The following is an 11,529-nucleotide window of genomic DNA, read 5'->3' as shown; positions in this document are numbered from 1 at the left end:
CCTGAGGACCAGGAACAGGAGGATAGTCAGAAAAACAGCCTGCTTCTCGAAAAAAGAGCAGAATCATGACAATGCAATGAAGCTAATTTTCTATTACCGAAACCATCATACATTCTAGACCACAACCTAAAATTTATCAGAGGAATAGCCAGCGGTTTTGCAACTATTCACTCATTTAAAACTCAATTATTCAAAATATTTTAGTCCCAATCGGGTGCGAAACCAGGGTCGATGAGGCGGTTGTTTGCCTGTGTCAGCTGGGTTATTTGCTGTACTTCGTCTTGTGTCAGCTCAAAATCAAAGACGTTAAAGTTGGACTGCATGTGGTTTTCCTTTGATGATCTTGGAATGGCTAGCACACCATCCTGCTGTATAAGCCAGCGAAGCGTAATCTGCACCTCATTCTTGTTGTACTTCTCGCCAATCTGCTTTAGGGTCTCGTTGCCCATCACTTTACCATGTGCAATCGGACTGTAAGCGGTGAGTGCAAGATCGTGGTTGCGGAGGTAGTTGTACAGCTTGTCCTGGTTCAGGAAAGGGTGGTACTCTACCTGGTTGGTGACAATGTTAGCGCCTGTCGCCAATACTTTGTCCAGCAGGGCGGTGGTGTGGTTACTGACACCAATGTGTTTCGTGTAGCCCTTCTCCTGCGCCTTCACCAACTCTCCAATATATTCCTCCACCGGTACCTCCGGGTTGGGCCAGTGAATCAGCAGCAGGTCTACAGCATCTGTTTGCAGCTTCCGCAGGCTTTGCTCCACAGAAGGTAAAAAGTCTTTGCTGGCCAGGTTAGAGGGCAGCACTTTTGTAGTCAGGAATACCTCCTGGCGGCTTACTCCCGATGTTTTGATGCCGCTACCTACAGCTTCTTCATTTTCATACATCTGGGCCGTGTCGATGTGGCGGTATCCTGTATTCAGAGCAGCTCCTACCAGCCTGCGTGCAGTGTCACCGGTTAGCTGGTAGGTGCCAAACCCAAGTGCTGGTATGGTTGCGTCTTTTATTTTTAAGTCTTTCATAGTTGGTTTTTCAAGTTTGTACATTACTTGTATATACAAATTTAAAGGTAAAAAAATACGCTATCCGCGTAGCTTATCTAAAAGGTTGCTTACTAAAACGGCTTCTTCCTGCGTCAGGTTATGCAGCTTCGCAAACAGGTTGGGGAAATTCTCATCCACCTGCTGCAGTTTTCGCAGCCCTGGCTCGGTAATGCGCACCTCAATCATTCTTCGGTTAGCCTGGCAGATGTCTCGGGTTACATATCCTTTCTCAATGAGTTTGTCGATGAGGCGCGTTACGTTAGAATTACGGTCCACCATCCGGTTCTGAATATCACCAAAGCACACCGGGTCTGGCTGCTGCCCACGCAGAATAGCCAGCACGTTGTGCTGCTGCAGGGTAAGTCCCAAATCCTTAAAGAAGGGCATCAACTGCTGGTTCAGCCAGTTGTTCGTGAACAACAGGTTAGCCAACAGACGACGGTAGTCGTCCTTGAAGTTCTTCTGGTGTAATTCGTCTTCTATGCGCATATCTCCCTCAGAGAATACAAAGTTAAGAATGATATTTGTATATACAAAGTTTGTAAGTGTAAGGTTTCACTACAGAAAATAATGAAGGAGGAAAAGCAACTAAATACAGAGATGGAAATTAATTGTTGATTTTTATAAATGTAATTTATACATTTATTATAGAGAGTCGTAAACAATGATTTTTCTGAAAGTATATGTTCTCAAAAATAGAAGATGGGAAACGGAGAACCTGTATTGGTAAAACATAATTACTGTATCATCACTTAAACAACCAATCATAAACTGTTATATATGGCTAATTCTAATTTCAACCTCAGGCTACTCCTTCCCATAATCCTGATGCTGCTTGTGGGAAACACAATAACCTTGGCGCAATCCCGTGATGTTGTGGTGCATGATCCGGTGATGATCAAGCAGAATGACACTTATTATGTCTTCCATACAGGGGAAGGTATCCATGTGAAGTCATCGAAGGACATGAAAAACTGGAAAGCAGAGAAACCGGTTTTCGCAAGCACGCCGGAATGGGTTACGAAGATGATCCCGAAATTCGACGGCAACATCTGGGCACCCGACATCATTCACCACAACGGCACCTATTACCTGTATTATTCTGTGTCCTCTTTTGGCCGTAATAATTCGGCCATAGCCGTGGCCACTAATAAAACACTAAATCCAAAGGACCCTAATTTCAAGTGGGTAGACAAAGGCATCGTTATCCAGTCTGTGCCTGGCCGCGACATGTGGAATGCCATTGATGCCAATGTGATTTTTGATGACAAAGGAACGCCCTGGATGACCTTTGGCTCGTTCTGGCAAGGCATTAAGCTGGTGAAGTTGAACCCGGACATGATGTCTGTTGCCACTGGTCCTGACCAGAGTTGGCAAACCATTGCAGCCAGAGAACGAAACTGGCTGCTGGATGAGCGGGATGCAGGCGATGCTGCCAATCCGGAGCTGGACTATGAGAAGCTGTATACGCCGGAGATGCTGGAGCAGGCCAAGAACATGAAAAACGGTTCCATCGAAGCGCCATTCTTATTCAAGAAAAACGGGTACTACTACCTATTTATGTCCTGGGACCGCTGCTGCCGTGGCTTGGAAAGTACGTATAAAGTTTTAGTAGGCCGGTCAAAAGACATTACCGGCCCGTACCTTGACAAGGAAGGCAAGAAACTGGCGCAGGGCGGAGGAACATTAGTAGCACAGGGCAACGAGGAGTGGGCCGCTGCAGGGCACCCGGCTGCTTATACCTTTGATGGGAAAGACTATTTGATTTTTCATGCTTATGACAAGAAGGATGAAGGCAAGCCGAAACTGAGAATAAAAGAAATAAAGTGGGGAAAAGACAACTGGCCCACCATTACAATGAAAGAGTAAGTTCTTGATAAAGTAAAAGGAAAGGCTGTCATGTTTATGACAGCCTTTCCTTTTATATAGAGTTTTGTTGCCAAGGACTAAGCCTCTTCAGCAACAGGTTCTTCTACCTTTTTCTTCTCTGCTTTGTACAGTAGCGTAGAGCAGTTGTTCGGGTCAAGTACCTGTTTGGCGCAGCGAAGGATATCCTGAGGCGTAACAGCCTGCACTTTTTCACCTTCCTGGTTAATCAGATTTGCATCGCCCAGCAGTTTGCTGTAAGCCAGGTTCATCGCGCGGTTCAGCAACTCGATCTCAGAGAATACAATAGAGGTCTCTGCCTGGTTCTTTACCTTGTTCAGTTCTTCCTCATCTACCAGTTGCTGCATCAGTTCCTGGTTGATGGCCTCGATGGCGGCATTTGCCTCCTGCAGGTCTACGCCCTCGTTCAGCTTGCCCTGTATTATCAGCAGCCCTTGCTCCACAGAGCCTGAAACCGAAGCAGCAATGGAATTGAACAGCTTCTGCTCTTTCACCAGTCTGTCATACAGCCTGCTTGATTTGCCACGGCCCAATATATCGCTAATCAGGTCCACGGCATGGTAGTCGTCTTCTGTGCGGGCAGGCATGTGGTAGGCTTTATAGATGGCGCTTAGCGGTACGTCGGAAGTTGTCTCCAGCACACGCGGCTCCGTTTGCTTCGGCTCCTTCGGGTTGCTGCGGACATACTTTTCTCCGGCAGGTATTGGCCCAAACCATTTTTCTGTCAGCTCTTTTGCCCGCTCGAACGTTACATTACCGGCCACTACGAGTATGGCATTGCTTGGGGAGTAATGTTTCCGGAAGAACGCCTTCACAATATTCATCGTGGCCTCTTCTATATGCGAGATCTCCTTGCCAATGGTCGCCCATTTATAAGGGTGCTCTTTATAAGCCAGCGGGCGAAGTTTCAGCCAAACATCGCCGTAAGGCTGGTTCAGGTAGTTTTGTTTAAACTCTTCAACCACCACCTTGCGCTGCACCTCCAGCCCATTCTCACTAAAGGCAAGTTCAAGCATGCGGTCCGACTCCAGCCAAAATCCGGTTTCGATATTCTGCGCCGGAAGTGACAGGTAGTAATTGGTGATGTCGGGGCTGGTGAAGGCGTTGTTCTCGCCACCTACACGCTGCAGGGGCTCATCGTAAACAGGTATGTTTTTCGAGCCGCTGAACATCAGGTGCTCGAAAAGATGTGCAAACCCGGTATGGGCCTCTTCTTCATCTCTGGAGCCTACATCGTACAACACGTTCAGCACTGCCATCGGGCTGGTGTGGTCCTCATGTACAATCACACGCAGGCCATTATCAAGTGTAAATTCTTTGAATTCTATCATATCTTTTTGAAGGGATATAAGACACAAATATCAAGATACAAGACTTTATTGAAGTAGAAAATATTACCTCTTGGACATAGCGCATGCTGCGCTTGCAGCACCTTCGGGATTTCTGTACCTTTTGTACATCAAGATTAAAGTCTTGTGTCCTGAGTTTTGATACTTGAGTCTCGTTTAAGCAAAATTAAAAAATAGTGGCATAAATTTCAGGTCAACTGCCAATACATTAACTTGCCACCATATAACAAGGTTTCCTTTTAGAGATGAACTACAACATAAAAGACTATACTGAAGACGAACTGATCCGCCTGTACCGTGCTATTCTGAAGCCGCGGATGATCGAGGAGCGCATGCTGGTGCTGTTGCGGCAGGGAAAGGTGAGCAAGTGGTTCTCTGGTATCGGGCAGGAAGCTATATCAGTAGGGTCAGCCCTGGCTTTGGATGAGGACGAGTATATTCTGCCCCTGCACCGCAACCTGGGCGTGTTCACGAGCCGCGAGGTGCCTTTAGATAGATTGTTCGCCCAATTCCAGGGTAAAACCACCGGCTTCACCAAAGGCCGCGACCGTTCTTTCCACTTCGGGAGCAACGAGCACCACATTGTGGGTATGATTTCGCACCTGGGGCCACAATTGGCGGTGGCAGACGGCATCGCCCTGGCCGATTTGCTGGAGAAGAAAGAAAAAGTGACGCTGGTGTTCAGTGGCGATGGCGGTGCTTCAGAGGGAGATTTCCATGAGGCGCTGAATGTAGCGGCTGTTTGGGGTTTGCCTGTCATCTTCATGATTGAGAACAACGGCTACGGCTTGTCTACACCCAACGAGGAGCAGTTCAAGTTCAGGCATTTTATAGACAAAGGTCCGGCGTATGGCATAGATGCGCTGCAAATTGATGGCAACAACGTGCTGGAGGTGTATGACACGGTGCGGCAGGCAGCCTCCAGCATCCGCAAGAACCCGCGCCCGATGCTGATTGAAGCCATCACCTTCCGGATGCGTGGCCATGAAGAGGCCAGCGGAACAAAGTATGTGCCGCAGGAACTGTTTGAGAAGTGGTCGAAGAAAGACCCTGTGGAAAACTATGAGAAATTCCTGCTGGAAGAACTCATCCTGACCCACAAGGCCATGGAAAGTATAAGAGGGGAGATAGCAGCAGAAATAGAAGCAGGACTCCAGGCGGCTTTCTCAACCCCGATGCCGGAGGCTAACAGAGATGAGGAACTGGCGGATATGTACAGGCCCTTCAATCAGGAGGTGATAAAGCCAACCTCAGAAGGGAAAACAGAGCGCCGTTATGTAGATGCCATTTCAGATGCCCTCCGGCAGAGTATGGAGCGCTACCCGGAATTGGTGCTGATGGGGCAGGACGTAGCAGAATATGGCGGAGTATTTAAAGTGACGGAGGGTTTTGTGGAGAAGTTTGGCAAAGACCGTATCCGCAACACACCATTGTGTGAGTCTGCTATTTTGGGCGTAGGCCTGGGCATGTCGGTGCGCGGCAAAAAGAGCATTGTGGAAATGCAGTTCGCTGATTTTGTAAGTGCCGGCTTCAGCCAGATTGTGAATAACCTTGCTAAAAGCCACTACCGCTGGGGGCAGCATGCCGATGTGGTGGTGCGTATGCCTACCGGAGCAGGTGCAGCGGCAGGGCCATTCCACTCGCAAAGCAATGAGGCCTGGTTTTTCCATACGCCCGGCCTGAAGATTGTTTACCCTTCCACGCCATACGATGCCAAAGGCTTGCTGAATGCGGCCATTGAAGACCCGAACCCGGTGATGTACTTTGAGCACAAGCTGCTCTACCGCTCTATTTCCCAGGAGATTGCGGAAGATTACTACACCGTGGAAATAGGCAAAGCCAGAACAGTGGCAGAAGGCACCGACCTGACCATTATCACCTATGGTATGGGCGTTCACTGGGCGAGCCAACTGCAGCAGGAGCTAACGGATGCGAGCCTGGAGATACTGGACCTGCGCTCACTGCTGCCCTGGGATAAAGAAGCCGTGCAGCAGGCTGTTGCTAAAACAGGCCGTGTGCTTATTTTGCATGAAGACACCATGACGGGCGGTATTGGCGGGGAAATTGCTGCCTGGATTGGGGAACACTGTTTCGAACAGTTAGATGCACCGGTAGCCCGTGTTGCCAGCTTGGATACTGCGGTACCTTTTGCGCCGCCGCTGGAGCAGGAGTTCCTGCCAAAGCAGCGCCTTCGCCAGAAAGTGGAGGCAATGTTGCAGTATTAAACTATATTTGCTAAATACTATTCTAATTCTGGAACACAAGCTTTAAATTTCGCTTATGCGCATCCTTCGTTCATTTCTTTTGGCCTTACTTTGCATGGGGCTGCTGCTGGGCACCGGCTGCCAGCGCAAAGGCATTCCATGCCCTAAGCCAACAGGTAAGAAAAACCGTGTAAAAATGACCACGCAGGCAGGGCAGGGGTTTGAGGCAATTAAAGTGCCTAAGGATAAGAACGGGAAAGTGAAGAAGGGGGGCTGGAGCATATGGTAAGCAAAGGAAACTACTTTTTTATAGATCAGTATAATCTCCTGTAAAGATGGACGTGACGATGGTAAGCATAGCATTTAAAAAAACCGTGATAGTTGTACTGCCCCTGGTGCTGTTAATCCTTTTAGTAGCAATGCCAGGCTATGGGCAGATAAGCTTTAACGCCCAGGAAAAGCATGGGCGGGAGGTGCGTAAGTCGCTGAGAGATGCTGCTAAGGCTGATATCGCTTACAAGGAAACCCATCTGAACACCAATGCCTATACCTTTAAGAAGGGAACTGCTGCACGCAAGCGCATCAGGAAAGACGAACTTGCCAGTTACCATTTTAATGAGAGAGGCAAACCCATCAGATGGTATCATTTCCTGAAGAAGAAAAGGAAGCAGGAGCAAAAGAAAGACTAGTTTAACTAAAGAAAGACAAGGAGAGACCGATATGAATTGGCACCCGCTAACAAGCCCGGAGCAACTGGATGAGGTAATACAGGAATCAAAAGAGACACCGGTGGTGATTTTTAAACACAGCACTACCTGCTCCATCAGTGCCACCGCTAAAAGCCGTATTGAGCGGCAGTGGCAGGGCGCTGGCTTAGACCATGTGAAAACATACTACTTGGATTTGCTGCGTTACCGGCCTGTATCGAAAGAGGTGGCCGAGGTACTGCACGTGGAGCACCAGTCGCCGCAACTGTTGCTGGTGCAGGACGGCGTTTGCACGTACGATGCCTCCCACATGAGCATAGGTGTAGATGCCCTGAAGAAAAAAGTAACGGCGTAGCAAAATTATAAGGCTGCTACGCCGTTACTTTTTTAGTACTTGAAAGTGATTGTTTGCTTTACATCTGGGTGCAGGCTGAGTGCTACCGGGCAGGTACGGGCCGCATTTTCCAGCATCGCCTTCTCTTTATCAGAGTAGGATTTACCGGCAGGCATTGTAAAAGTCAGTACCACCTCTGAAATACGGCGTGGCTCAGCAGCCATAATCTTCTGGGTTTCTACCTCTATGCCAACAATGTCTATGTCGGCGCGGTTAGCCACAATGCCCATGATAGTCATCATGCAGGAGCCAAGTGCCGCCGCAACAAGGTCAGTTGGCGAGAAGGCCTCTCCTTTGCCGTTGTTATCCACTGGGGCGTCGGTGATGATGGTGTTGCCGGAGGCAAGGTGTTGAGCTGTAGTGCGCAAACCTCCTTTGTAAGTGCTGCTTATGGTTGCCATAGGGTTAAACTCAGTTTTGAAATCAGCGTAAAGATACTTACTTTTATACAATTTAAAACTCATAAATTACTTGGCAAGATCCCTTATACTCCTGCTTGCTTTTGCGCTGTTGTTAGCCGCTCCGGCTAAGGCTCAGTCCGAGGAAGATGAAAGCTTTCAGAATGAATTGAGCTATGGCGTTAACTTTAACTCCAATGGCGGACTGATAGGAGGTGCTTTTATCCGTTCTACTTATTTTATGAACGAGAACATGTACCAGTTCGGGGGCCTGGAGATAGTAGAGGTAAAGCACCCGAAAGAAAACCGCTACTTCAGCCCTATTTCCGGTGAATCCTTTGTAGATGGCAAGCAAAATTACCTTTTCGTAGTGCGTCCGCATTATGGCCGTGAAGTGGTGCTTTTCCGAAAAGCCCCTGAATCGGGAGTGCAGGTAAATGCCCTTGCAGCTGCAGGGCCGTCGCTTGGTTTACTGGTGCCTTATTATATAGACTACAATTATGGGGGCCAGGGCACCGATATCCGTACAGAACAGTATGACCCGAACCGCCACCTCGACAGAGACTACATCCTCGGCAGCGACAGTGTATTCCGGGGGATTGGCGAAGCAAAGCTGAACCCGGGGGTGCACTTAAAGGCCGGGCTTACCTTTGAGTATGGCCGCTACCGCGAGAGCATTGCCGGAATAGAAGTCGGTTTTCTGGTAGAGCGTTTCCTCAATACGCCCATCATCATTCCGGATGCCGATAACCACAAGACATTCACTTCTGTTTACCTGAACCTGTACTACGGCAGCCGCAATTAATTCGCTCCCCGAACAATTATAGCGCATCCTGTGTTAAAGAGGCAGCACCTGCCAGGGTTACATTTTTAGCCCAAGGTTAACCTCTTATCTCATAACTTCCTATCTTTGTGCCATGGATGAATTAATGACACTTCCGGTTATACAGCCGAATGCGCAGCCCGAGGGGCTGAACGCACTGGGCCAGCCACGTAAGCCTAACTGGCTGCGTGTAAAGCTGCCGGTTGGGAAGGAGTACGCCAAAGTAAGAAGCATTGTAGACGAATATAAACTGCACACCATTTGCGAAAGCGGCAACTGCCCCAACATGGGTGAGTGCTGGGGTGCAGGTACCGCCACCTTCATGATCTTAGGCAATGTGTGTACCCGCAGCTGCTCTTTCTGCGCTGTGGCTACCGGCCGCCCAAACGAATACGACGAAGATGAGCCGCGCCGTGTGGCAGAGGCCATTAAGTTAATGGGAGTAAAGCACGCTGTGCTTACTTCTGTAAACAGAGACGAACTCAAAGACCGTGGCGCCGCCATCTGGCACGAAACGGTAAAACAGGTAAAGCTCATGTCTCCGTCCACTACCATCGAAACCTTGATTCCGGATGTGAAAGCAAGCTGGGATGCTCTGATAACGATGATTTCTCCCGGGCAGGAGGTGGTGTCGCATAACATGGAAACAGTGAAAGAACTGTACCGCCGTGTACGGCCGCAGGCTAAGTACGACCGCAGCCTGGAGCAGATCCGCCGCACGAAAGAGTATGGCAAGCGCACCAAAACCGGCATCATGCTGGGTCTCGGCGAAACACGGGAGCAAGTATACCAGGCTATGGACGATCTGGCTGCCAACGGCTGCGACATCTTAACCTTAGGCCAGTACCTGCAGCCAACCAAGATGCACCTGGAGGTAGCAGAGTTTATTCACCCCGACCTGTTCGACCACTACAGAGAAGAAGGATTGAACAGAGGAATCAAGTATGTTGAGTCTGGTCCTTTAGTTCGGTCTTCTTACCACGCAGAGCGGCACGTAAACGTTTAGCACAAGTTTTCTTTTAAAATTCGATAAAAAGCCCGGCTACAGCAGATGTAGCCGGGCTTTTTATGTTGCACAACTTTCTAAAGCACTTTCTGATAAGGGGGTGAGCAAACTGCTGTTCTTTACGCTATTAGAAGAGTTAAACAATTATTTATTTGACTCTTTATATATTAGAAGATATAGTTTTATTATTTATAAATATCATTACTTTTGCTTTCCTTAAATAACATGTTACTATCATTTAACTTTCAAAAGGGCTGTTGAGCATTGGCTTTTTGGCCCCTTCTGTATAAATTAATCTTAATATAAATATATATTAATATATTTATTGCAAAATTTTCTTAGTTATGGAAACATAATAAAGAAAAGTAAGTATATATGATGGATATTATATATTTGTACTTATATCTATTTATAATTGAATTAATCTAAACAATAGGACAAACAATTGCTTTACTGATACCCTATGATCCGAGCTTTACTCCTAACCTATTTTTTCATGACTGTGGGGATTTCCCTTAGCCTTGCACAGTCGGACCCGTCTCTTGGACAGGCAAGTAGCTTTGTCGTGCTGGCAAAGACACAAATCATCAACAACGGCGAAACCGGCCTAATGGGTAATGTCGGTGTATCTCCAGCGGGAAGTATTTCCGGCGAGGAACTCATTGACCTGACAGGGGGACGGTTTGAAGTAAACACTGCTGCATCGGCCAGTGCCCTGGAAGATGCAAATACTGCTTATAACCATCTCTCAGCCTTGGCACCCGATGAAATTCTGCCGCTTCCGATAATCGGAGGAAGGAGTCTTACCCCGGGTACTTACAGAATAGGCGGCAATGCTACTTTAAAAGGCACCTTAACATTGGATGGCCTGGACCAGTCAAATGCTCTGTTCGTCATTCAAATAGACGGGAGTCTATATTCCGACCCAATCAGCTCTAATATCCGATTGATCAATGGAGCGCAGGCAAAAAACGTTTTTTGGGTTATGACGGGTGGAGTAGAATTGCAATCAAACACTCTCTTTCAAGGTACCATGTTGGCAAAAGGCGATATCATCTTACATACAAGTGTGAACGGTGCCGGTCGTGCTATTTCTTTAGAAGGAAAAGTAGTACTTAACGCAAACAACGTGGTGGTGCCTAGTGACGTGCTTCCAGATTTAAGTATTTCGAAAACAGCTCCTGACAAAAGCTACCAGGTTAGCGACAGGATTACTTATACTATAGTTATTCGAAATACCGGTGTGGGTACTGCTTTCGGCGTTAAAGTTACAGAAAATTTTCCGGCAGCTCTTCGCTACGTTCCAGGCTCCGCTGTTTATACTGAAGGAGAGTTCAATGAAAGTAATTTTACCTGGGAGTTAAGCTTTCTGCAGTTCGGTGAAAGTAGGGAGATACAGTTGACATTTGACATTATAAGTGCAGGTGAAACTGCAAATTCTGTTACTGTTGAGAGCAATGAGAGGGATCTCAATCCAGAAGACAATAACGATGATGTAACTATTGACGTGCCGCTGCCGCCAGCCAACATGAGCGTTGAGAAGGTGGCGCTGCCAGGGCCTTACGCCGTTGGCGGCAGAGTGAGCTACACTGTTACCGCCCGCAACGCGGGGCCAGGCGCCGCCGAGGGCGTGGTGGTGACGGAGAACATCCCGGACGGCCTGACGCTGGTGAGCGCGGTGACGCTGAAGGGCACCTACGACCAGTCCGCCAATAAGTGGG

The 11,529-nt window shown here is 48.1% G+C and carries 12 protein-coding genes and 1 pseudogene; 9 read left to right on the top strand and 4 right to left on the bottom strand.

The annotated features are described in order from the left end of the window. Nucleotides 1-118, top strand: a pseudogene (locus ACFS7Z_RS27485) (IS1 family transposase); the annotation flags it as partial. Nucleotides 119-200: 82 nt separating this feature from the next. Here the strand turns inward: ACFS7Z_RS27485 and ACFS7Z_RS25665 are convergent. Together ACFS7Z_RS25665 and ACFS7Z_RS25660 are read right to left on the bottom strand one after the other, a co-directional pair. Continuing rightward, nucleotides 201-1,019: an aldo/keto reductase gene (locus tag ACFS7Z_RS25665; RefSeq protein ID WP_377491755.1), complete on the bottom strand. Its 819-nt coding sequence runs from the start codon at nucleotides 1,017-1,019 to the stop codon at nucleotides 201-203. A gap of 60 nt (nucleotides 1,020-1,079) precedes the next feature. After that, complete coding sequence (locus ACFS7Z_RS25660) at nucleotides 1,080-1,529, bottom strand: MarR family winged helix-turn-helix transcriptional regulator (protein ID WP_377491752.1); 450 nt, start codon at nucleotides 1,527-1,529, stop codon at nucleotides 1,080-1,082. A gap of 291 nt (nucleotides 1,530-1,820) precedes the next feature. On the opposite strand from ACFS7Z_RS25660, the gene ACFS7Z_RS25655 reads away from it, so the two are divergent. Then, nucleotides 1,821-2,909 (top strand): arabinan endo-1,5-alpha-L-arabinosidase, encoded by a 1,089-nt coding sequence (locus tag ACFS7Z_RS25655; RefSeq protein WP_377491749.1) that lies wholly within the window; start codon nucleotides 1,821-1,823, stop codon nucleotides 2,907-2,909. 77 nt (nucleotides 2,910-2,986) lie between these two features. Here the strand turns inward: ACFS7Z_RS25655 and ACFS7Z_RS25650 are convergent, their stop codons facing one another. Continuing rightward, on the bottom strand, nucleotides 2,987-4,258 hold the full coding sequence (locus tag ACFS7Z_RS25650; RefSeq protein ID WP_377491746.1) for a M16 family metallopeptidase: 1,272 nt from the start codon (nucleotides 4,256-4,258) through the stop codon (nucleotides 2,987-2,989). 263 nt (nucleotides 4,259-4,521) lie between these two features. Here ACFS7Z_RS25650 and ACFS7Z_RS25645 point away from each other — a divergent pair, with 263 nt between their 5' ends. The 4 genes from ACFS7Z_RS25645 to ytxJ all read left to right on the top strand — a co-directional run bounded on the left by ACFS7Z_RS25645 (nucleotide 4,522) and on the right by ytxJ (nucleotide 7,542). After that, nucleotides 4,522-6,501, top strand: coding sequence for an alpha-ketoacid dehydrogenase subunit alpha/beta (locus tag ACFS7Z_RS25645; protein ID WP_377491743.1), 1,980 nt, complete (start codon nucleotides 4,522-4,524; stop codon nucleotides 6,499-6,501). 55 nt (nucleotides 6,502-6,556) lie between these two features. Continuing rightward, nucleotides 6,557-6,769 (top strand): hypothetical protein, encoded by a 213-nt coding sequence (locus ACFS7Z_RS25640; RefSeq protein ID WP_377491740.1) that lies wholly within the window; start codon nucleotides 6,557-6,559, stop codon nucleotides 6,767-6,769. A gap of 85 nt (nucleotides 6,770-6,854) precedes the next feature. Next, the gene (locus ACFS7Z_RS25635) at nucleotides 6,855-7,169 is read left to right on the top strand and encodes a hypothetical protein (protein ID WP_377491737.1); all 315 of its coding nucleotides are present in this window, start codon (nucleotides 6,855-6,857) and stop codon (nucleotides 7,167-7,169) included. A gap of 31 nt (nucleotides 7,170-7,200) precedes the next feature. Next, nucleotides 7,201-7,542 carry a bacillithiol system redox-active protein YtxJ gene (gene ytxJ / locus ACFS7Z_RS25630; RefSeq protein ID WP_377491734.1) on the top strand — a complete coding sequence of 114 codons (342 nt, stop codon included), beginning with the start codon at nucleotides 7,201-7,203 and terminating at the stop codon, nucleotides 7,540-7,542. Nucleotides 7,543-7,574: 32 nt separating this feature from the next. Here the strand turns inward: ytxJ and ACFS7Z_RS25625 are convergent, their stop codons facing one another. After that, entirely contained in the window at nucleotides 7,575-7,982 is a 408-nt protein-coding gene (locus ACFS7Z_RS25625; RefSeq protein ID WP_377491731.1) for an OsmC family protein, read from the bottom strand. A 70-nt stretch (nucleotides 7,983-8,052) separates the two neighbouring features. Between ACFS7Z_RS25625 and ACFS7Z_RS25620 the strand changes: the two genes are divergently transcribed. The 3 genes from ACFS7Z_RS25620 to ACFS7Z_RS25610 form a co-directional block, all read left to right on the top strand. Next, entirely contained in the window at nucleotides 8,053-8,784 is a 732-nt protein-coding gene (locus ACFS7Z_RS25620; protein WP_377491728.1) for a hypothetical protein, read from the top strand. A 112-nt stretch (nucleotides 8,785-8,896) separates the two neighbouring features. Next, nucleotides 8,897-9,808, top strand: a complete 912-nt coding sequence (lipA, locus tag ACFS7Z_RS25615; RefSeq protein WP_377491725.1) for a lipoyl synthase — start codon at nucleotides 8,897-8,899, stop codon at nucleotides 9,806-9,808. 463 nt (nucleotides 9,809-10,271) lie between these two features. Continuing rightward, nucleotides 10,272-11,529 (top strand): ice-binding family protein (locus tag ACFS7Z_RS25610; protein ID WP_377491722.1); only part of this gene is annotated, 1,258 nt, incomplete at its 3' end.

The organism is Pontibacter toksunensis (assembly GCF_042686245.1).
Taxonomy (GTDB): domain Bacteria; phylum Bacteroidota; class Bacteroidia; order Cytophagales; family Hymenobacteraceae; genus Pontibacter; species Pontibacter toksunensis.
The sequence above is the reverse complement of the archived record's forward strand: the minus strand, read 5'-3'. Positions and strand labels throughout refer to the sequence as shown.

Excerpts from the sequence above, each read along its gene's own strand:
- ACFS7Z_RS25665 (WP_377491755.1), bottom strand. The coding sequence starts at position 1,019 with ATGAAAGACTTAAAAATAAAAGACGCAACCATACCAGCACTTGGGTTT.
- ACFS7Z_RS25660 (WP_377491752.1), bottom strand. The coding sequence starts at position 1,529 with ATGCGCATAGAAGACGAATTACACCAGAAGAACTTCAAGGACGACTAC.
- ACFS7Z_RS25655 (WP_377491749.1), top strand. The coding sequence starts at position 1,821 with ATGGCTAATTCTAATTTCAACCTCAGGCTACTCCTTCCCATAATCCTG.
- ACFS7Z_RS25650 (WP_377491746.1), bottom strand. The coding sequence starts at position 4,258 with ATGATAGAATTCAAAGAATTTACACTTGATAATGGCCTGCGTGTGATT.
- ACFS7Z_RS25645 (WP_377491743.1), top strand. The coding sequence starts at position 4,522 with ATGAACTACAACATAAAAGACTATACTGAAGACGAACTGATCCGCCTG.
- ACFS7Z_RS25640 (WP_377491740.1), top strand. The coding sequence starts at position 6,557 with ATGCGCATCCTTCGTTCATTTCTTTTGGCCTTACTTTGCATGGGGCTG.
- ytxJ (WP_377491734.1), top strand. The coding sequence starts at position 7,201 with ATGAATTGGCACCCGCTAACAAGCCCGGAGCAACTGGATGAGGTAATA.
- ACFS7Z_RS25625 (WP_377491731.1), bottom strand. The coding sequence starts at position 7,982 with ATGGCAACCATAAGCAGCACTTACAAAGGAGGTTTGCGCACTACAGCT.
- lipA (WP_377491725.1), top strand. The coding sequence starts at position 8,897 with ATGGATGAATTAATGACACTTCCGGTTATACAGCCGAATGCGCAGCCC.